General features: G+C 61.2%; 18 protein-coding genes. 9 read left to right on the top strand and 9 right to left on the bottom strand.

Annotated features, from left to right (window positions below):
* Positions 1-422 precede the first annotated feature (422 nt).
* On the top strand, positions 423-854 hold the full coding sequence (locus H043_RS0109660) for a nuclear transport factor 2 family protein (protein ID WP_027611670.1): 432 nt from the start codon (positions 423-425) through the stop codon (positions 852-854).
* A 69-nt stretch (positions 855-923) separates the two neighbouring features.
* On the opposite strand, the gene mqo is transcribed toward H043_RS0109660, so the two are convergent.
* Both mqo and H043_RS0109650 read right to left on the bottom strand, forming a co-directional pair.
* The gene (mqo, locus tag H043_RS0109655; RefSeq protein ID WP_027611669.1) at positions 924-2,570 is read right to left on the bottom strand and encodes a malate dehydrogenase (quinone); all 1,647 of its coding nucleotides are present in this window, start codon (positions 2,568-2,570) and stop codon (positions 924-926) included.
* A 446-nt stretch (positions 2,571-3,016) separates the two neighbouring features.
* A complete protein-coding gene (locus H043_RS0109650; RefSeq protein ID WP_027611668.1) occupies positions 3,017-4,630 on the bottom strand; it encodes a methyl-accepting chemotaxis protein in 1,614 nt (537 codons plus the stop codon).
* Between the two features lie 190 nt (positions 4,631-4,820).
* Here H043_RS0109650 and H043_RS0109640 point away from each other — a divergent pair, with 190 nt between their 5' ends.
* Positions 4,821-5,135 carry a DUF2388 domain-containing protein gene (locus H043_RS0109640; protein ID WP_007962425.1) on the top strand — a complete coding sequence of 105 codons (315 nt, stop codon included), beginning with the start codon at positions 4,821-4,823 and terminating at the stop codon, positions 5,133-5,135.
* Between the two features lie 80 nt (positions 5,136-5,215).
* The gene (locus tag H043_RS0109635; protein WP_027611667.1) at positions 5,216-5,626 is read left to right on the top strand and encodes a hypothetical protein; all 411 of its coding nucleotides are present in this window, start codon (positions 5,216-5,218) and stop codon (positions 5,624-5,626) included.
* Here H043_RS0109635 and ligD read toward each other — a convergent pair whose 3' ends face one another.
* The 4 genes from ligD to H043_RS0109615 all read right to left on the bottom strand — a co-directional run bounded on the left by ligD (position 5,627) and on the right by H043_RS0109615 (position 11,527).
* A complete protein-coding gene (gene ligD / locus H043_RS0109630; RefSeq protein WP_027611666.1) occupies positions 5,627-8,245 on the bottom strand; it encodes a DNA ligase D in 2,619 nt (872 codons plus the stop codon).
* 17 nt (positions 8,246-8,262) lie between these two features.
* Positions 8,263-9,216, bottom strand: coding sequence for a class I SAM-dependent methyltransferase (locus tag H043_RS0109625; protein WP_027611665.1), 954 nt, complete (start codon positions 9,214-9,216; stop codon positions 8,263-8,265).
* Positions 9,217-9,226: 10 nt separating this feature from the next.
* On the bottom strand, positions 9,227-10,606 hold the full coding sequence (locus tag H043_RS0109620; protein ID WP_027611664.1) for an iron-containing redox enzyme family protein: 1,380 nt from the start codon (positions 10,604-10,606) through the stop codon (positions 9,227-9,229).
* A 165-nt stretch (positions 10,607-10,771) separates the two neighbouring features.
* On the bottom strand, positions 10,772-11,527 hold the full coding sequence (locus H043_RS0109615) for a tellurite resistance TerB family protein (RefSeq protein WP_027611663.1): 756 nt from the start codon (positions 11,525-11,527) through the stop codon (positions 10,772-10,774).
* A gap of 260 nt (positions 11,528-11,787) precedes the next feature.
* Between H043_RS0109615 and pcsA the strand changes: the two genes are divergently transcribed.
* Positions 11,788-12,510, top strand: a complete 723-nt coding sequence (pcsA, locus tag H043_RS0109610; protein ID WP_027611662.1) for a phosphatidylcholine synthase — start codon at positions 11,788-11,790, stop codon at positions 12,508-12,510.
* Positions 12,511-12,647: 137 nt separating this feature from the next.
* Here the strand turns inward: pcsA and H043_RS0109605 are convergent, their stop codons facing one another.
* Positions 12,648-13,460 carry a class I SAM-dependent methyltransferase gene (locus tag H043_RS0109605; protein ID WP_027611661.1) on the bottom strand — a complete coding sequence of 271 codons (813 nt, stop codon included), beginning with the start codon at positions 13,458-13,460 and terminating at the stop codon, positions 12,648-12,650.
* 30 nt (positions 13,461-13,490) lie between these two features.
* Complete coding sequence (locus H043_RS0109600) at positions 13,491-13,763, bottom strand: DUF4242 domain-containing protein (protein ID WP_007962415.1); 273 nt, start codon at positions 13,761-13,763, stop codon at positions 13,491-13,493.
* Between the two features lie 228 nt (positions 13,764-13,991).
* On the opposite strand from H043_RS0109600, the gene H043_RS0109595 reads away from it, so the two are divergent.
* Positions 13,992-14,453 (top strand): GNAT family N-acetyltransferase, encoded by a 462-nt coding sequence (locus tag H043_RS0109595; RefSeq protein ID WP_027611660.1) that lies wholly within the window; start codon positions 13,992-13,994, stop codon positions 14,451-14,453.
* A gap of 44 nt (positions 14,454-14,497) precedes the next feature.
* Here H043_RS0109595 and H043_RS0109590 read toward each other — a convergent pair whose 3' ends face one another.
* The gene (locus H043_RS0109590) at positions 14,498-14,761 is read right to left on the bottom strand and encodes a DUF2790 domain-containing protein (RefSeq protein WP_027611659.1); all 264 of its coding nucleotides are present in this window, start codon (positions 14,759-14,761) and stop codon (positions 14,498-14,500) included.
* 296 nt (positions 14,762-15,057) lie between these two features.
* On the opposite strand from H043_RS0109590, the gene H043_RS0109585 reads away from it, so the two are divergent.
* From H043_RS0109585 to H043_RS0109570, 4 genes are all read left to right on the top strand, one after another.
* Positions 15,058-15,798, top strand: coding sequence for a response regulator (locus H043_RS0109585; protein WP_027611658.1), 741 nt, complete (start codon positions 15,058-15,060; stop codon positions 15,796-15,798).
* On the top strand, positions 15,795-17,096 hold the full coding sequence (locus H043_RS0109580; protein ID WP_027611657.1) for an ATP-binding protein: 1,302 nt from the start codon (positions 15,795-15,797) through the stop codon (positions 17,094-17,096). The genes H043_RS0109585 and H043_RS0109580 overlap by 4 nt, the downstream gene beginning before the upstream one ends.
* Before the next feature lie 310 nt (positions 17,097-17,406).
* Complete coding sequence (locus tag H043_RS0109575) at positions 17,407-18,453, top strand: class I SAM-dependent methyltransferase (protein ID WP_027611656.1); 1,047 nt, start codon at positions 17,407-17,409, stop codon at positions 18,451-18,453.
* Between the two features lie 152 nt (positions 18,454-18,605).
* The gene (locus tag H043_RS0109570) at positions 18,606-19,448 is read left to right on the top strand and encodes an NAD-dependent protein deacetylase (RefSeq protein WP_027611655.1); all 843 of its coding nucleotides are present in this window, start codon (positions 18,606-18,608) and stop codon (positions 19,446-19,448) included.
* The last annotated feature ends 56 nt before the right edge of the window (positions 19,449-19,504 follow it).

The following is a 19,504-nucleotide window of genomic DNA, read 5'->3' as shown; positions in this document are numbered from 1 at the left end:
CAGCGCAGTAGAAACAGTTGCGCCCTTCGACAAAAAGGGCGCTGGAGTCTGGTGTAAAACGACCGGGGTTCAGACCGGAGAAATCGTCGCAAGCATTCCGATCAGAATGGTCAACGTCAGAAACCCACCGAGGAAAATCGCCATCTTGTTCATGCTGCTCTCCTTAATGTTGAGCTTGCGGTGCACCGGGCGCTTCGGGATGAAGGGCTGCCGCGGGTGACCGAATTGCCGGGCTATTCTGAGCGCCTGACTGAGCCGGTTACAGAGGCAGATCCAACAGAAAAATACGGATCAGATGCCCATCTGATCCGCTCCGGACATGATCTGGTATTCAGATCGGCACACAACGGTTCGAGATCCACCGCTTTGAACTAGAGTGATTGCCGTCGCGCGAAGAACAACAACAATTCCAGGAGTGGTCAATGTCCGAACTGAACCTGCACCCCAACGCCGCCGAATCCCTAAAGCACTGGCACGAGATGATCCGCACCGGCAATCTCAAGGCCTTGCCCGAACTGCTCGATGCCAATGCCGTGTTCCGCTCGCCCATGGCCCACTCGCCCTACCCCGGCGCGCCAGTGGTGACGATGATCCTCAACACCGTGTTCGACGTGTTTGAAGATTTCAAATATCACCGCGAACTGGTGACTGCCGATGGCTTGAATGTGGTTTTGGAGTTCAGCGCCAAGGTCGGGACCAAGGAGTTGAAGGGGATCGACATGATTCGCTTTGATGAGAGCGGGAAAATTGTCGAGTTTGAGGTGATGGTGCGGCCGTTGAGCGGTTTGCAGGCTCTCGGCGAGGAAATGGGACGGCGGTTGGGCGCCTACCTGGCGAAAGCGAAACCTGTGTAGGAGCTGGGGGCATGAAAAAGCCCACTGACCGTTCCCGGTTCAGTGGGCTTTTGTGCATCAGGCGTCTAGTTACAGCGCCATGTCACGTGCAGCATTTTCCTTCGGTGCTTCAGCTTTTTCAGCTGCAGGTGCAGCCGGGGCAGCAGCCTGACCGATCACCGGTGGAGTTGGCAGTTCGAGGATCTTGGCGGTGTACGCCCACTCTTGTGCCACTTTGGCCGGATCGCTGTTCAGCTGAGTGCCGTAGCTTGGAACGATCTGGTGCAGCTTGGCCTGCCACTCAGGGGTGGCGACTTTGTCTTTGAAGACTTTCTGCAGCACGCTCAGCATGATCGGTGCAGCGGTCGACGCGCCTGGCGATGCGCCCAGCAGGCCGGCGATGGAGCCGTCTTGTGCAGCAACGATTTCGGTGCCCAGTTTCAGCACGCCGCCAGCGGCTTCATCACGCTTGATGATTTGCACGCGCTGGCCGGCTTGCCACAGGCGCCAGTCTTCGGCCTTGGCGTTCGGGAAGTATTCCTTCAGCGCGTTCAGACGGTCTTCATCCGACAGCATCAGTTGACCGGCCAGGTACTCGACCAGCGGGTATTCCTTGATGCCGACCTTGGTCATTGGCCAGATGTTGTGGGTGGTGGTGCTGGTCAGCAGGTCCAGGTACGAGCCTTCTTTGAGGAACTTGGTGCTGAAGGTCGCGAATGGGCCAAACAGGATGACGCGCTTGCCGTCCAGAACACGGGTGTCCAGGTGCGGAACCGACATCGGCGGTGCGCCAACCGAAGCTTTACCGTAGGCCTTGGCCAGGTGCTGCTCGGCGATGGCCGGGTTATCGGTCACCAGGAACGAGCCGCCGACCGGGAAGCCAGCGTATTCCTTGGCTTCAGGAATGCCCGACTTCTGCAGCAGGTGCAGAGCGCCGCCACCAGCGCCGATGAACACGAACTTGGCGTCGGTTTCGGTCTTGGTGCCGTCTTTCAGGTTTTTGTAGCTGACGCGCCAGGTGCCGTCGGCGTTCTTGGTGATGTCTTCGACTTCACTCGACAGCTTCAGGTCGAAGTTAGGCTTGGTCTGCAGGTAACCGGCGAACTGGCGGGTGATTTCGCCGAAGTTCATGTCGGTACCCAGCGGGCTCCAGGTGGCCGCGATTTTCTGGTTCGGGTCACGCCCTTCCATCATCAGCGGGACCCACTTCTTGATCACAGCCGGGTCTTCGGAGTACTGCATGCCGGCGAACAGCGGGCTCGCTTGCAGGGCTTCGTAGCGCTTTTTCAGGAACTTGATGTTGTCATCGCCCCACACGAAGCTCATGTGCGGCGTGGTGTTGATGAACGAGCGAGGGTTCTTCAGAACGCCTTGCTGAACCTGCCAGGCCCAAAACTGACGGGACACCTGGAACGCTTCGTTGATCTCGACCGCTTTCGGGATCGTCACGTTGCCTTTGTCGTCTTCCGGGGTGTAGTTCAGCTCAGCCAGGGCGGAGTGACCGGTACCGGCGTTGTTCCAGCCATTGGAGCTTTCCAGGGCGACGCCATCGAGGCGCTCGACCATTTCCATCGACCAGCTTGGCTCCAGCTCATTGATCCACACACCCAGGGTGGTGCTCATGATGCCGCCGCCGATCAGCAGAACGTCGACTTTCTTTGCTTCTGCAGCATTGGCGGACGACATCCCCATCGCCAAAGCCAGCCCGAGCAAGGCTGTGTTCACTTTCTTAAACATCCGTTGCACCTATGATAAAACGCCTTCCGCCCGCCGCTGTTATCTGTATGCGATCCGCTTTGATGACGCTCAGGCTCGCGTCGCAGATTCCGGCACACTTCAATTTTGACGGGTGGGCACACAAGGCCGACGTACCGCATCGACCTCAGTTAATGTCCCTTCTGAACTGACTTCTTATCATTATTGGCTTCAGCTACTTGAGCGACAGGGATTCCGTCAGCCCGCCCCAAAGGCAGGCAAACCGAATAAGGTCAAACCAAGTTGGCGCGAAGAATATCACGTCAGGGCAAACCCGCGCGTCTGTTCCCGACTTGAGAGTCTTTTTCCGCTGTGGGCGTTATCGGCCGGTATGGGCTGAACATGATCCCGAAACCTGTGGTGGCTGGGCTGGCCCCATCGCGAGCAGGCTCGCTCCTACAAGGAATGGGCTGCTCGCGATGGCGGCGTTACAACCGAAACCGATCCACCGACAACGCCAACGCCCCCGCCAGACTCGACAGTTCATCGGTGGTATTGGCCGTCTGCCCGATCACTTTACTGTTGCCCTCGGACATCCCGGCGATCATTTCCACCTGATGGGCGATTTCGTTGCTGGCATGACTTTGCTCGCCGATGGTGCGGGTGATGTCATTGACCAGTTGCGTGGTGCTGAGGGTGGCGTCGAGGATTTCGCGAATCGCCCGTTCGACTTCAGCCGTGACCGCCATGCCCTTGTCGACCTGGGCCACGCCGGCCTCCATGCTGCTGACCGCCTCGCGGGTGCTGTGCTGGATGCGTGCGACCATCGCAGCGATTTCCTGGGTTGAGGCACTGGTGCGTGCCGCCAGGCTGCGCACTTCGTCGGCAACCACGGCAAAGCCCCTGCCCTGCTCGCCGGCCCGCGCTGCCTCGATGGCGGCGTTGAGTGCCAGCAGGTTGGTCTGGTCGGCGATGCTCTTGATCACCTGAATGATGTTGAAGATGCCTTCGGATTCCTGATCCAGCGTACGGATCACCTGCGCCGACTGTTGCGCCGAGCGAGCGATGTCGTCCATGTCGCTGACCACCTGATGGATCACTTGCCCGCCGCTCTTGGCCAGCGACTCGGCCTGATTGGCCATGCCCAGCGCGCGTTCGGCATGACGAGTGATTTCCTCGATGCTGGCGGTCATCTGGCTCGCGGCGGCGGCCATGGTGCCGGCCGCGGCGCTTTGCTGTTGACTGCTGTCAGCGACCTGATGGCAGCCGTGGCTCAACTGCTCGCTCATGCCGCTGACGCCATGGGCGTTGCGCCGAACGACGTCGATCATGTTGCGCAGGTCGCGCTGCATGGTCGCCAGGCTGCGGATCAGCGTACTGGCCTCGTCCTTGCCGGTCGGCTCGCTGATCGGTTCGCTGAGGTTGCCGTGGGCAATGCTTTGCGCGATCTGGTTAGCGGATTTCAGCGGGCCCATGATGCTGCGGGTCACCCAGCGCCCTTGCGCCAATAACAGCAGCAGGCTGGCCAGCAATACTGCGCCGAGGGCGATGTTGGCGTTGCGAATGGCGCTTTCGGTGGCCTGGCTGGTGTCACGGGTGTTGCTTTCGATCAGTTCGCTGAGAGCCGCCATCTGCTCTTCGAGCTGACTGAAGGCCGCATTGAACGTGCCCAGTTCCCGTTGCGCGCTGTCCGGATTGTCCAGTGCCAGGCTGACGATGCGTTCGGCCGCCGCGATGTAGGTATCCAGGCTGGGCTTGACGTGTTCCAGCGCAGACTTGATCGTCGGGTTGACCGGCAATTTGAGGTTTTCATCCAGCACTTCGCGAAAATGCGTGGCGTGCTCGTTGATCGAGTCCCGCACCTCTGCGGCCGTGCCGGTACTTTTGCCCAGGCCCACAAGCATCGCCGAATACACGTCGGCCCGCAGCGCGTCGTGCATCATGTCGGCTTCCATGTGATTGCGCAGCGCGGTCATGCTCACCGCGTTGTCGTTCACCGCTGCGGACATGCGCGTATTCCCCACATAGCTGACCAGACTCACGATCAGCGCCGTCAACAGACTGGTGGCAATCAGCAGCAGCAAACGCAATTTGATCGACACGGTGGGTTCCTCCCCTGAGGCGCGCCGGAATGCGCCTTTCAGGATTTCAGTTAAGCTTATTTGTGCAGATGTGCCGCTTCAGAGCGTTTCAGCAAGTATCCACACGTTCGAATGGAACTCCGGCAAAGGTCGCACCTCTGAGATTATGTAGTCCTTCCTTTTTGCTTCGCGCTTGTGGAGGAACATCGTCATGCGCAAGTTAGTGCTCATTTCTTCTCTCCTGCTCTGCCTCCCTGTCGGCTCGGCTCTGGCCCGTGTCGACGCCGGCGATGTCGCCACCTCGGCGGGCGTTTCCGCGTCCCTCTACTCGACCTTCAAGGATCACAAAATGGTGATCCCGGCGCGCGACGACCTGTCAGCGTTCGTCGCCAGCGGCGGGGCCATCCGTGGGGTTTATCTTGAGTCGGTACTGCAACAGGTGCGGCACGACAACCCCGGCCTCAATGCCAGCGATGAAGACCTCGCCAACGCGATTCTGGTGCATTACGAAGGCCTGAATCAGTAGTTGCCAGGGACGCAGCGGCCGATGGACGGCAGCTGAGGGCGCATAGGCAAAACCGTCTGACGGCCTCTATGATGGAGGCCATGACGACTCTTGCGCCTCCTGCGCCTTTGCGCTCACCCTGCCCGCCCGGCGCCTGCGATTGCGGGCGCGACGCGTTGCTGGAAGCGCCGGGCACGGATCTGCGCATTCTGCGCCTGACCCGCGAGCAGGAAAAAATCCTCCTCGCCCGGCTGGAACAACTTAAAGACCTTGCGGACTTGCGGCATCTGCAACAGCGCATGCACGAACAGTTGGGCCTGCGGGTGGAAATCTCCCCGGGCTTTCATGAAGTGCGCAGCATGCTCGGCATCGAGATTCAGATCGAGGCGCTGCCGGGACTGTGCCGCAAGACCCGCAAGTCAATTCCGGCGGCGATTCGTCGGGGCTTGAACAACCACCCCGAAATCGCCTTCGAACTGCTCAACGCTCACGACTTGCTGCGCGACACCTGATCATTTTTTCATGCCAACCCGTTTGCGCATCTCGGCAGTGATGCTCTGGCGGGTTTTCTTCAGGTCGGCCCACGGCTCATCGCCGACTTCGTTCAGACGCTCATGGACATTGCTGATGTTCCACTGATAGCCACCCTTGATCTCCCCCACTTCTTCGCGAAACAGCGGTACCGACACCGGCAGTCCCTCGCGGGTTCGCGCGGCGTAGGCACAAATGGTGGTGGCGCCCAGACCGTTGCGCAGGTAGTCGATGAAGATCCGCCCGACACGATTTTTCGGCCCGGACACTGCGGAAAAGCGTTCCGGCAACAAATTCGCCATGTGACTGACGATCGCATGGCTGAAATCCTTGACCTCGTCCCAGCCATGCTTGCGGGTCAAAGGCACCACCAGGTGAATGCCCTTGCCGCCGCTGGTCTTGAGAAACACCTTGAGCCCCAGTTCATCCAGTACGGTCAGGGTGAGCGCCGTGGCTTCGACCATGCTTTTCCACGGCAGCGCAGGGTCTGGATCGAGGTCGAGAACAAACCGGTCAGGCTTTTCCAGATCGACGGTGGTGGCGTTCCAAGTGTGCAACTCGACCGTGCTCATCTGCACTGCGCCGATCAAGGCTTCGGCGTTGTTGATCAGCATCACCGGTTGCCCGGTGACGTCCTTGTCCAGGGTGGTAATGCCGGGGATCGCCAGGCGCTCGGCGTTTTTCTGAAAGAACAGTTCGCCGGCAATGCCGTCCGGCGCCCGCACCAGCGCAACCGGGCGATCCTTGAGCTGCGGCAGAATCCACTCGGCGACGCTGGCGTAATACTCGGCCAATTGCATCTTGGTGGTGCCGCTGACCGCATCGATCACCCGGTCGGGGTGGGTGATGCGCACTTTGCCGCTGGCGAGGCCCAGCTGGGACGGCGCCGCTTCGGCTTTCTTCGGCTCCGTAGCTTTCTTTGATTCTGCAGCTTTCTTCGACGAGGCAGCTTTTTTCGACGGGGTGGGTTTCGCTGAAGTCTTCACGGGTTTCGCGCGCTCCTCGGTAATCGACTTGGCCGGTTTGTCATTGCGCAGACCATGGAACACGGCGTGGCGTACCGAGCCATCCTTGGTCATTTCGGCGAACGCCACTTCTGCCAACAGATTCGGTTTGAGCCAGTGCACGCCTTTGGCCTCGAAGCCGCTCGGCGGATTAACCACCGCAGCCTTCTTGACCTGCAACGGCTTGAGCTGGGCCAGGATGCTTTTCAGTGTGGTCTCGTTGAACCCAGTGCCGACCTTGCCGGCGTAGCGCAACTCGCCGCTGTCGCGATCATGCAGGCCCAGCAATAACGCGCCGAAGGCACTGCGCGCACCTTTCGGATCGGTATAGCCGACGACCACGAATTCCTGCCGATGCTTGCACTTGAGCTTGATCCAGTCACTGCTGCGCCGCGAAACGTAAGGCGAGCCGAGGCGTTTGCCGATCAGCCCCTCCATCTGCATCTGACAGGCGCTGTTGAGAAGTGCGTCTGCCGTTTCATCGAAGACCTCGGAGAAGCGCAGCAACGGCTGCTCATACCCGCCGAGTACCGTGGACAACGCCGCGCGGCGCTCCTCGACCGGCACTTCGCGCAGGTCAACGCCGTTGAGGTAGGGCATGTCGAACAGGTAGTACATGATGCTGCCGCTGCGCCCGGCTTCGAAGGCGTTTTGCAGCGCCTGAAAGTCCGGCACACCCTGCTCGTTGGTGACCACCACTTCGCCGTCCAGCCATGCCGATTCCAGCCCCAGCTCAGCGAGGGCTTGCGCCTGTTGCGGCAGTTTGTGCGTCCAGTCGTGACCGTTGCGGGTGAAGAGTTGCACCTGGTCGTGATCGATGCGCGCCAGGATCCGGTAGCCGTCGAACTTGATCTCGTAGCTCCACTGCCCTTCGGGTGCGCTGTCGACCAGGGTCGCCAATTCCGGCTTGAGTTGCGCCGGCAGTTTGGCCTTGCGCGCACCAGTGAGTGTCCCGGATGCCGCTTTGCGCGGTTTCGCCGGGGTCTTTTTCACGGGTTTGACTTGTTCGGCGGCGAGCTTGGGTTTGCTGATCAGGGTGCGTTCGCTGAGCACGCTGTCCGGCTCGGCGCTGAGCACATCGTAATCGTCCTGCGGGCGCGCCGCACTGTCCTGATGTTTGATCAGAAACCAGTTTTCCTTCTTGCCCGGCATGTGCGTGCGCACCAGGTTCCAGATCCCGGAGAGCTTTTCGCCTTGCAGCTCGAACTTGAGTTTACCCTTGGCATAGGCCTTGGCCGGATCCTCCTGCGGAATCCATACACCGCGATCCCAGACAATTACATCTCCGGCGCCGTAATGCCCTTCGGGAATGCTGCCCTCGAACGTCGCGTAATCCAGCGGATGGTCTTCGACGTGTACCGCCAGACGCTTGACCTTGGGATCGAGTGACGGCCCCTTGGGCACCGCCCAGCTCTTCAGCGCGCCATCGAGTTCGAGGCGAAAGTCATAATGCAGGTGCGAAGCGTCGTGCTTCTGGATGCAGAACTGCAGCGCATGCTCAGTGGCCTTGCTGCGGCCACGACGCTTGACGGCAGCGGGCTCCGAGGTCGCGGAAAAGTCGCGCATGCGATTGTAGTCGTCAAGGTTCCTAGTCATGGCGCACCTGCCTTGTATCAGCCAATGCGGGTCACGGTCAGCGCGACCACGGCGATCCGGTCCACGCGCTGGTAACCGGGGTTCAACAACTCTTCACCGAACACGTCAGGATCCAGTTCGCGATAGGTCCAGCCGAATCGCGTCGAATCCAGGCGCGGCACCACAGTGTCGAAAAACGGATCGCGGCCATCGACCATCGCCACGCCGGTGTACAGCAACAAGGAGCCACCGGGGGCCAGCCGATTGAGCGCCTGCTCGACGATGCGTAGCGACAGGCCGGCGCCGAGCGAGCCACCGCCATGCCGATAAGCACGCCCGGCCGGATCGGCCATGTACGGCGGGTTGGCGACAATCAGGTCGAAATTGCCTTCGGTGCCCTGCAGCACATCACTGGCCTGCACCTCGACATTCGCGACTTCGGCCAATGCCGCGTTGATCGCGGTCAAGCGCAGCGCTGCGGGGTTGATGTCCACCGCCAGCACCTGCGCTTCACGCCGTGCGCGGGCAATCAGGATGGCGCCGACGCCGGCGCCGCAGCCAATGTCCACCGCACGCTGAATCGGCGCAAAGCTCTGTTGCAGATGCGCGTGAATCAGCTGCGCAAAACGGTAGGTGTCCGGGCCGAAAAACACCGAATCGGCGGCATCGGTGGGAAAGCCGGAATGCACGAACAACAAATCATCCAAACTCGACCAGCGCACCCGGCTTTTCAAGCGGCCGTCGTAGACGTCAATCACTTGTGCCTCCTGCAATTGCCGCTGTTCGTCAGCGGACAACAGCCCCGGTTCGAACGGCCGCGACCAGCCGAAGACGTCGCGCAGGGTATCGGCGATCTGCCCTTCGTCGCGCTGATTGACCCGCTGATGAGTCAAGGGCGTCGGCGTGACGAAACGGTAGCCGTCGGCCTGCAAGCGCCGGCCGAGTTGCAGCAGCGTCAGGTCGTTGGCGGACAGTTGTTCTTCCTGATTCATGGGGATTTCCTTAGCGCAGACTAGATTTGAGTTCGATGAAGCGACGTGTCGCCAGCAGCCCCGCCGGGTGGGCATGGCGGGCCGGTGACAACCATGGGATCAGCGTGGCCATTTGTGCGTGTCCGTCCTGACCTTGCAGCGCAGAAGTCAGGCGTTGTACGTCGGGATCGTGTTCGGGCACGGCGGCGTCCGGGGTTGCCACCTGACGGCTGCGTCGTGGCGCTTTGCGTTGGTCGGATGGGGTCCAGTCGCCGGCAATCCAGTCGTGCAGAAGTTGCTTTTCATACGGACTGAACACGCCGAACATCGCCGCACCGTCGCCATCGATCAACTGCCAGAAACGGCTGGCTTGCGGATCTTCATTGCGTTTGATCCAGCCCTTGTCCTGCATCGCCTGAAGAAATCCGGGCAGTTGCTCGGGCGTGGCCAGCCATTGATTGACGGTTTTGCCTTCGAAACGGCAGTAGTCGGAATGCATGTGCTGACCGAACGGGCGTTTGCGCTCTAGCATCGCCAGCACTTCCTGCTCCAGGTCAAAACCTTCGATGATCGCGCGACTGCCCTGCCCCAGGTCATTGAGTCGATAGCCCAGCGATACCCGGCGCAGAAATTCGCCGCGATCGGCTTCCAGCGGCAGCAAGTCAAGTACCGACTGCACGGCCTTTTGCGCATGCCCGGTGCTGGCGTTGTCGATGGTCACATGCAGGGTGAAGTAGTAAGGATCAATGCCCAACTCGCTGAGTTCATATGCGCTAATCAGCAAGTGCAGCGGCAGTTGTTCGTAGCCGAGGTTGTAGCCGATCACCTCCGGCAGCAAGCTTTCGCCACAGGCGCCGAGTGCCAGTTGCAGGGCACCTTGCAGGTAGCGTTCATCGGCGATGGCGCTGGCGTCCTGCAAACCATGCTCAGCGAGCAGTTTGCGGTAGATCACCACGTGGTTTTGCGCTGGATTGCCGTCGCCCAACTCTTCCAGATAGGTACACAGCAATCCGTCGAAACGCGGGTCGCGCCACTGCGCCAACAAACCGTACAGCCACGCGCCATCCACCAGTTTGGTCGGCGCCACGGCCTGCAGAAAGTACAACGCGTGAGCCTTGTTGCGGAAGAACTGGCGCGGTCCGCCGGCCTGGCGCTGTTGCAGGTAATCGGCGTACTGCCGGGCAACTTCTGTGCAGTGCTCGGCGACCCAGCCTTGCCACGCCGACGGATCCTGCGGAAGTTCCTCGGGCAACAGCGCGGCGCGCTGCAACTGCTCGGCGAGAAAGTCCTGCGCGAGGGTTTCAGGCGCATCCTCAAGCAGCAGTGCCTCATAAATACGCCGCAGGTCACCGTCGGCAGTGATGGGCTGTTGCTGCGCGCTCGGCGCCTGCAGAGGGGTCAGGGCAGTCATGTCAGTGTTCTCGTTCGGTTGGCCGGTCAGGGCGTTGTTTCACGCCTCTACATCAGCAGAGCAACCGCTACGGAGAAAAATTCAATCGACATGAAAATTGCCCTGACGGACGGAGCATCGCGGTCCCGGCAAGGGCTGCCCGAGACCGCGATTTTTGACGGTGCTTCAGGCCTGACCTTTGGCCTGAGCCTCCAGGTGCACCTGCAATTGCGGGTCGATCTGCAGCGCGGCAGCCAGTTCATCTAGGTAGTTGCGTTCGGCGTCTTGCTGATCGTCCACCAGGATCACGCTGACCAGGTACATTTCGGCGGCCACAGCCTGGTCGCCGTTTGCAGCCGTGGCGACTTCGTTGGCGTCCAGCGGTTTCGCAACTTCAGTGTCAAACCACTGCTGTAATTGCGGATCGTCGGTGTGTTTGCTGATTTCACCATTGATCATCTGCCGTTCCCGGTCATCGATCTCACCATCAGCCTTGGCCGCCGCGATCAGCGCCCGCAGCACAGCATGACTGTGTTCCTCGACCTCGGGCCCGGCCAGCAGATTGGCCGTTTGCGGGATCTGTTGTGGCGCCGCCGACGCCTGACTGCGCTGCCAGGCCTGATATGCCTGGAACGCCATCATTCCCAATGAGGCCAGCGCCGCATAATTGGTGCCGCCGGAACGACTTTGTGTTCCGCCGCCACCGAGTGCCCCACCCAGCGCGCCGCCCAAGCCACCACCGCTACCGCCGCCGAGCAGGCCACCGAGCAAACCGCCCAGCCCTCCGGACTGCACCGCACTGCCGCCGGGGCCTGCACCGCCACCCAACAGACCGCCAAGCAAACCGCCCAATCCACCCAGCCCAGCGCCGGCCGAACCAGCACCTTGTCCTGCCGAGGCCTGGCCCCGCAGCAGTTGTTCGAGCAAATCGCTGGTGTTCATGATCTCGTCCTCAGACATTGGCAATAAATGCGTCAGGCAACGATAGACCGCCGACGCCGGCGCGCCAGCACCGTTTGGCTGACGCCGGCTGCCACCTGCAGATTTCGCCGAGGTATTTTTTGTGCGGACAGCTAAGATTCAAAGGTGGTGAACCTTAACCCGGCCAAACCGGTCGATAGCTGCAACCCCGACCCGGTTTGCCGGCGCCCTTTGCCCAAGGGTGATACCCGGCATGCTTCATTTTTCTGGAGAACGCCCCTGTGATATCGACCGTACACATCGCCAGGCTCAAAGCATGGGGCGCCCATGGTTTTACCGCGACCGGCGTGGTCACAGCCTTTCTGGCGACCCTCGCCCTGCTGGAGAACCAACCGACCCATTGCCTGATGTGGCTGGGCGTGGCATTGATCGTCGACGGTCTCGACGGGGCATTGGCGCGCAAGGTCAATGTGCAGTCGGTGCTGCCGAGCTTCGACGGCTCGATCCTCGATCTGGTTATCGACTACCTGACCTACGTGTTCATTCCGGCCCTGTTCATCTATCGCTACATTCCCCTGCCCGACTACACCCTGCTGCTGAGCGTATCGCTGATTCTGGTGTCGTCGCTGTTCTGTTTCTGCAACGTCAACATGAAGAGCAAGGACAACTATTTCGTCGGTTTCCCCGCCGCGTGGAACGTGGTTGCCCTGTGCCTGTACATCATCGATCCAGGGCCGTGGATCACCTTTCTGACCATCATCGGTCTGGCGCTGCTGACCGTGACCCGCATGAAGTTCCTGCACCCGTTCCGGGTACGCCGGTTCATGCCGATCAACATCGCGGTGACGGCCATCTGGCTGCTGTGCAGCCTGTCGCTGGTGCTTAATCACCCGGTGATCAATCCGCTGGTGATGGGTTTGTGGTTGCTGGCGTCGGCGTACTTTCTGGGGATCTGCATCTGGCGTACGGCGCTGGAGTGGTTTGATCGGCCGCACCTGAAATAGCGCCAGGCCTGCCAAATACGAATACCTGTGGGAGCTGGCTTGCCAGCGATTTCGTACTGTCAGTCGACATCGTTTTGACAGGACGGCCGCCATCGCTGGCAAGCCAGCTCCCACAGGGATTGGCATTGTTCCGCCATTCAGCGTTTGGTAATGACCACCTCCAGATACTCGCTCGGCACCACCAGCGACTTCTCTCCCACCCGGTTCGAGCGGTTCAGCAGATCCGCCAGATCACTCTCCAGCGCCTGCCCGCTTTCCGGCGGCAACGCCGCAAAGGCCTTGTGCACCGGCCCGTACCAGTGACGGAAAATGTCGATGAAATGCGCCGCCGAGCGATAGCGGAAATTGAAGGTGCGGCGGGTGACCTGCAGCAGAAATTCGCGCTCATTGAAGTGGCTGTGCAACCACACTTCAGTGCCCCAGTTCGACGGCGGCTGGGCCACGGCGGGGGGTGGCACGTGGCGACCAAGCACCTTGAACATCTGGCCGACGAAACCTTCCGGCGTCCAGTTCGCCAGACCGATGCGCCCGCCCCTTCGGCAGACCCGCGCCAGTTCCGCTGCGGCAGTCGCCTGATCCGGGGCAAACATCACGCCAAAGGTCGACAGCACCGCGTCGTAACTCTCGTCGGCGAACGGCAACGCTTCGGCATCGGCGACCTGAAAAATCACATCCAGATGCTCGGCCCGTGCCCGATCCTGTCCCCGCTCCAGCAGCGCCGCGACATAGTCGGTCGAGGTCACCTGACAACCACGTCGCGCCGCCGCCAGAGTCGCATTACCGTTACCGGCCGCGACATCCAGCACCTCCTCATCGCAGTGCAGGTCGCAGGCCTCGGCGAGGTTTTCGCCGACGATCTGCAAGGTGGTACCGATCACCGCGTAATCACCGCTGGCCCAGGCGACTTTCTGGCGCTCTTTCAGACCCGTCAGATCAATGGGAGTACTCATCAATCGTGCTCCGCAGCAGGTAGAAGGACTTCATTCGGCCGTGGTCGGGTCGATGACCGTCATCACCCGCGCCACGCTGTTGGCCGGGAATCCACCCAGCCTGGCGTGCTCGCGCACCTGCTCTTCGTCAGGGGCGATGTAGACGCAATAGATTTTGTCGGCGGTGACGTAACTCTGCAGCCACTGCACCTGTGGCCCGAGTTCACGCAACACCTGGCAGGAGGTTTGCGACACGGCTTGGAGTTCTTGCGGCGACAGCTTTCCGGCCCCTGGAATCTCGCGTTCAATCACGAATTTCGGCATGGCAACCTCGCGTTCTTTTTATCAGTGACAGGGCCGACAGTGGCCCTGCTCATCCACTATCGCGCCGAGGGTCGATGGCGTCCCTGCCAATCGTCCGAAGAGCCGGCAAAACAACGGCCGGGCCGATGAGTGGCGGTTTTTTGTAAAGGCCTCGAGACACTCCGAGATTGCCATTGCGTGGGGCAATCGGCTTTTATGCCTTCCCGTCTTCCGTGAATGGATTCCATCATGTCCCTGCGTCTTGAATGGCTCGTCGATCACCCGCAGCACAGCGACACTTACGCCGCGTGGATTCACCGCCAGTTCGCCTACGAATATGCCGAGCAACCCTTGACCGATTGGCAACGCGAGTTCGCTGCCGGCCAGAACAATGGCGACTGGTCATGCCTGATTGCGCTGGACGGCGAGCGTCTGCTCGGCGGTGCGGCGCTGGCCCGGGCGGATCTGGCCCTGCGCCCGGATCTCGGCCCGTGGCTGGCGTGCGTGTTTGTCAGCCTGCAAGCTCGTGGCCAGGGGCTGGCAGAGCGGTTGATCGATGGCATCAGCCAGGCGGCGAAACAGCGCGGTTTCGCACGTTTCTATCTGCACACACAGAACAAGCAGGACTACTACGCCAAACGCGGCTGGACAGTACTGGAGCGCTTTCGCGCCTGGGACAACGAACAATGGCTCATGGTGCGCGACCTGTGAGCCATTGATATGCGCGGGCGGTAACTGTCGATGCATCTGAGCACTCAGTTCTGGTTGTTACAGCCATCGGCAAATTTGCGGTAATCCAGCACTTGGGTTTTTCCGGCCGAATCGAGGTACGTCATGCGCGCATCGATAATGCCGCAGTTCACCGCGTTGTCCTCGGTCATCGACAGCACTTTCTGGATATCCAGGTGCGTGCCGTAGGTGTAGGTGTGCGGGCTGACATCGGCTTCGGCCCGGGCCGACAGGGTGCAGATGTTCAGGGCGGCAAACAGGCAGGCGGCGACAACGGTTTTGTGCGTCATGGTGGTTTCCTCAAGGCTTGTATGGGTTGAGCCGAGGCAAACTGTGTGGGCCTCGATGGAGCCTATTTGAGGCGCGTGAGGTATCGCGTCTGTGTCAGGAAACGACCGCTATCAATCACTGTGTATCCCCACCGTCCGGAGATACACAGCGATACAAAACCCTGAAAAAATCGCGTTTTTGCATGTGTGTGTATCCGCCATTACGCCAGATACACTGCAATACAAACCCGGGCAGGCAAGCCGGCGCAGGCTCGATAGACTGCATGGCATTGCCCTTTGATAGAGGTTCTGCACCGATGGAACATGTCGATCACATTCTCATCGTCGACGACGACCGCGAGATCCGCGAGCTGGTCGGCAATTACCTGAAGAAGAACGGACTGCGCACCACCGTGGTCGCCGATGGTCGGCAGATGCGCAGTTTTCTCGAAGCCAACACCGTCGACCTGATCGTGCTCGACATCATGATGCCCGGCGATGATGGCCTGCAGCTGTGCCGCGAATTGCGCGTGGGCAAACACAAGGCCACGCCGGTGCTGATGCTCACGGCGCGCAACGATGAAACCGACCGCATCATCGGCCTGGAAATGGGCGCCGACGATTACCTGACCAAGCCGTTCGCCGCCCGCGAACTGCTGGCGCGGATCAACGCGGTGCTGCGGCGCACGCGCATGCTGCCACCGAATCTGGTGGTCACCGAAAGCGGTCGCCTGCTGGCCTTCGGCCGTTGGCAACTGGACACCTCGGCCCGGCATCTGCTGGACAATGACGGCACACTGGTCGCCCTCAGTGGTGCCGAATACCGCTTGCTGCGGGTGTTCCTCGATCATCCACAACGGGTGCTCAGCCGTGATCAGTTACTCAACCTGACCCAGGGCCGCGAAGCCGATCTGTTTGATCGCTCGATTGATCTGCTGGTCAGCCGTTTGCGCCAGCGCCTGCTTGATGATGCGCGTGAGCCGGCCTACATCAAAACCGTGCGCAGCGAGGGTTATGTTTTTTCGCTACCGGTGGAAATCCTCGGGGCCTCGGCATGAGCCTCAAGCTGCATTGGCCACGCACCCTGGCTTCGCGGTTGTCGCTGATCTTTCTGATCGGGCTGATCCTGGCCCAGGCCCTGTCGTTTGGCGCGCAGTATTACGAGCGTTTCCAAAGCGCCAGAAGCACCATGCTCAGCAATATGCAAAACGACGTTTCGACGTCGGTTGCCATCCTCGACCGCCTGCCCGCGCAGGAACGCCCCGCCTGGCTGCCACGACTGGCTCGCACCAACTACGATTATCGGTTGAACGACGGCGATCCCGGCGCCCTGCTCGACGCCGAGGAGGTACCGGTGGCCGCGACCTCGATCAGCGGTGCGATCGGCGGCGCCCATCCGCTGTCCTTCAGCCGATTTTCCGCAGAGAAAAAACACTTCCAGGCCCATTTGCGCCTCAGCGACGGCAGCCCGTTGACCATCGATGTGCGTCCGGCCATGCCGCCGCTGTCGCCGTGGCTGCCGGGGGTATTGCTCGGGCAACTGGCGCTGCTGATCGCCTGCACCTGGCTGGCGGTGCGCATTGCCATACGCCCCCTCGCCCGCCTCGCCAATGCCGTGGAATCCCTCGACCCCAACGCGCACCCGGTGATGCTCGACGAACACGGCCCGACCGAAGTGGCCTACGCCGCACGGGCCTTCAACGCGATGCAGGCGCGCATCGCTGCGTATCTGAAGGAGCGCATGCAACTGCTGGCGGCGATTTCCCATGACCTGCAAACCCCGATCACCCGCATGAAATTGCGCGCAGAGTTCATGGACGACTCGGTCGAGAAAGACAAACTGTGGAACGACCTCGGCGAGATGGAGCATCTGGTGCGCGAAGGCGTGGCGTACGCTCGCAGCATCCACGGCTCGACCGAGGAAAGCCGGCGCACCGACCTCGACTCGTTCCTCGACAGCCTGGTGTTCGACTATCAGGACATGGGCAAGGACGTGCAGCTGAGCGGCAAGAGCGCGGCGGTGATCGATACCCGTCCCCAGGCCCTGCGCCGGGTGCTGGTGAACCTGACCGACAACGCACTGAAATTCGCCGGTGCCGCGCAGTTGCAGGTCGATATCGACGATGGTCTTTGCATCAAAATCCTCGATCGCGGGCCAGGCATTGCCGAAGCCGAGTTGCAACAGGTCATGCAGCCGTTCTACCGGGTGGAAAACTCGCGCAACCGCAGCACCGGCGGCACCGGCCTGGGCCTGGCCATCGCCCAGCAACTGGCCATGGCACTCGGCGGATCACTGACCCTGAGCAACCGCGAGGGCGGAGGCCTGTGCGCGGAGTTGAAATTGCCCCTGCGCTGATCCCCACACCAATCACCTGTGGGAGCGGGCTTGCTCGCGAAAGCGGCGTATCAGCCCCTGATGCATCGACTGACACACCGCGTTCGCGAGCAAGTCGAAGCTTCGTACCGCCGCTCCCACATTGGAATTTGCATGGCGCACAAACACTGCATCTTGCCCCAGCCCGGCTAGACTGATTCATTACCCAGTCGAGGGGGATTGCAGGACGACGTCAGCTGTGCCCTGCCCACTTCTGTGACCACCGCCCAGCGGCCCATGCCTCGACAACGTTTTGCCACCGGACGGTGATCCTGTATCAGGAGCACTCGTGATGGACGAAACACGACTCAACGCCTTCATGGGCAAACTGGTCAACGACATGGGCGGCGCCGCGATGCTGGCGAACGTCATCGTTGGCGAAGAACTCGGGCTGTACCGGGCGATGGCCGACAGTCAGCCGATCACCCCGCAAGCCCTCGCCGAAAAAACCACCTGCAACCCGCGTCTGGTACGCGAATGGCTCAGCGCACATGTCGCGTCCGGCTATATGGAGCATCACGATGGCCAGTTTCGGTTGCCGGAAGAGCAGGCGCTGGCACTGGCCGTGGAAGACTCGCCGGTGTACGTCGCCGGCGGGCTCGGTGTGGTGGCCTCGTTTTTCCACGACAAGGACAAACTGGTCAAAGCCATGCGCGGCAATGGCGCCCTGCCCTGGGGCGATCACCATCCGTGCATGTTCAGCGGCACCGAACGCTTCTTTCGCCCCGGCTACAAAGGTCACTTGATCGCTGAATGGCTGCCGGCGCTGGACGGCGTGGTCGCCAAACTCGAAAAAGGCGCTAAAGTCGCCGACATCGGCTGCGGCCACGGCGCCTCGACGGTGATCATGGCCCAGGCGTATCCCAACTCGCGCTTCGTCGGTTTCGATTATCACGCGCCGTCGATCACCGTCGCCACCCAGCGCGCCGAAGAAGGCGGCGTCAGCAGCCGGGCGAAATTCTTCCAGAACGACGCCAAAAGCTACCCCGGCGACGACTATGACCTGATCTGCTATTTCGACTGTCTGCACGACATGGGCGACCCGGTCGGCGCCGCACGGCATGCGTTCGAATCATTGAAGGACGACGGCACGGTGCTGCTGGTCGAGCCGTTTGCCAATGATGCGCTGGACGACAACATCAACCCGGTCGGACGCCTGTTTTACGCGGCCTCGACCTTTATCTGCACGCCGAATTCGCTGTCCCAGGAAGTTGGCCTGGGGCTAGGTGCGCAGGCCGGTGAAATGCGCTTGCGCAAGGTGTTTACCGAGGCCGGGTTCAAGCATTTTCGCCGGGCGACGCAGACGCCGTTCAATCTGATACTGGAGGCGCGCAAATAAATCACCGCTATCACCTGTGGCGAGGGAGCTTGCTCCCGTCGGATTGCAAAGCGAGCCCAAAACAAGCCTGCTGCGCAGTCCAGCGGGAGCAAGCTCCCTCGCCACACGGTTAATGCTAACCTGCGGGCATCGTCCTCCCCGGAATGCTGACCATGCTCGACAGCCCGACCCGCGAACACCTCGACACCCTGCACCAGGCCATGGCCGATGGCGGCTTTGTGGTGCTGACCGGCGCGGGCATCAGCACGCCGTCGGGCATCCCGGATTACCGCGACAGCGAAGGTGTACGCCGTGGCCGGCAGCCGATGATGTATCAGGAATTTCTCGCCGCCCCGGAATCCCGTCGCCGCTACTGGGCACGGGCAATGCTCGGCTGGCCACGGGTGCGCCAGGCGCGGCCGAATGCAGCGCATCAGGCGCTGGCCGATTTGCAGCGCCGGGGTCTGATCAGCGCCTTGATCACGCAGAACGTCGACACCCTGCACGATCAGGCTGGCAGTCAGGACGTGATCGAACTGCATGGCAGCCTGCACCGGGTGTTGTGCCTGGATTGCGGCCAGCGCAGCGCGCGTGACGACATTCAGCAGCGGATGGTCGAGCAGAATCCGTATCTGGCCGGGGTCGACGCGGTGCAGGCGCCGGACGGCGATACCCTGCTCGATCCGGCCTTCGAAGCACGCTTCCAGACACCGCAGTGCCCGTATTGCGCCGGTGAGCGGATGAAGCCGGACGTGGTGTTTTTCGGCGAGAACGTAGCGCAACCGACAGCGGCGCGAGCCATGGCGGCGGCAGAGAATGCTGCGGGATTGCTGGTGGTGGGGTCGTCGCTGATGGCGTATTCGGCGTTTCGTCTGTGCCGGGTGATCGCCGATCGGGGCAAGCCGTTGCTGGCGATCAATCTGGGCAAGACTCGCGCCGATGATCTGCTGGATCTGAAGATCGAGGCGTCATGCGAACAGCTGCTGCCGTTGCTGGTGCAACGCTTGACTTCCTGACTCGCGAAATCCCCTGTAGGAGCGAGCCTGCTCGCGATAGCGTCCTTTCAGCCAAG

This window comes from Pseudomonas sp. URIL14HWK12:I6, from assembly GCF_000514195.1.
GTDB classification, from domain to species: Bacteria; Pseudomonadota; Gammaproteobacteria; order Pseudomonadales; family Pseudomonadaceae; genus Aquipseudomonas; species Aquipseudomonas putida_A.
Note: the sequence above shows the minus strand (reverse complement) of the source record. Positions and strands in the feature narration are given on the sequence as shown.

What these genes read in the sequence shown, in the direction of transcription:
- H043_RS0109660 (WP_027611670.1), top strand. Translation starts at nt 423, where the DNA reads ATGTCCGAACTGAACCTGCACCCCAACGCCGCCGAATCCCTAAAGCAC.
- mqo (WP_027611669.1), bottom strand. Translation starts at nt 2,570, where the DNA reads ATGTTTAAGAAAGTGAACACAGCCTTGCTCGGGCTGGCTTTGGCGATG.
- H043_RS0109640 (WP_007962425.1), top strand. Translation starts at nt 4,821, where the DNA reads ATGCGCAAGTTAGTGCTCATTTCTTCTCTCCTGCTCTGCCTCCCTGTC.
- H043_RS0109635 (WP_027611667.1), top strand. Translation starts at nt 5,216, where the DNA reads ATGACGACTCTTGCGCCTCCTGCGCCTTTGCGCTCACCCTGCCCGCCC.
- ligD (WP_027611666.1), bottom strand. Translation starts at nt 8,245, where the DNA reads ATGACTAGGAACCTTGACGACTACAATCGCATGCGCGACTTTTCCGCG.
- H043_RS0109625 (WP_027611665.1), bottom strand. Translation starts at nt 9,216, where the DNA reads ATGAATCAGGAAGAACAACTGTCCGCCAACGACCTGACGCTGCTGCAA.
- H043_RS0109620 (WP_027611664.1), bottom strand. Translation starts at nt 10,606, where the DNA reads ATGACTGCCCTGACCCCTCTGCAGGCGCCGAGCGCGCAGCAACAGCCC.
- H043_RS0109615 (WP_027611663.1), bottom strand. Translation starts at nt 11,527, where the DNA reads ATGAACACCAGCGATTTGCTCGAACAACTGCTGCGGGGCCAGGCCTCG.
- H043_RS0109605 (WP_027611661.1), bottom strand. Translation starts at nt 13,460, where the DNA reads ATGAGTACTCCCATTGATCTGACGGGTCTGAAAGAGCGCCAGAAAGTC.
- H043_RS0109600 (WP_007962415.1), bottom strand. Translation starts at nt 13,763, where the DNA reads ATGCCGAAATTCGTGATTGAACGCGAGATTCCAGGGGCCGGAAAGCTG.
- H043_RS0109595 (WP_027611660.1), top strand. Translation starts at nt 13,992, where the DNA reads ATGTCCCTGCGTCTTGAATGGCTCGTCGATCACCCGCAGCACAGCGAC.
- H043_RS0109590 (WP_027611659.1), bottom strand. Translation starts at nt 14,761, where the DNA reads ATGACGCACAAAACCGTTGTCGCCGCCTGCCTGTTTGCCGCCCTGAAC.
- H043_RS0109585 (WP_027611658.1), top strand. Translation starts at nt 15,058, where the DNA reads ATGGAACATGTCGATCACATTCTCATCGTCGACGACGACCGCGAGATC.
- H043_RS0109580 (WP_027611657.1), top strand. Translation starts at nt 15,795, where the DNA reads ATGAGCCTCAAGCTGCATTGGCCACGCACCCTGGCTTCGCGGTTGTCG.
- H043_RS0109575 (WP_027611656.1), top strand. Translation starts at nt 17,407, where the DNA reads ATGGACGAAACACGACTCAACGCCTTCATGGGCAAACTGGTCAACGAC.
- H043_RS0109570 (WP_027611655.1), top strand. Translation starts at nt 18,606, where the DNA reads ATGCTCGACAGCCCGACCCGCGAACACCTCGACACCCTGCACCAGGCC.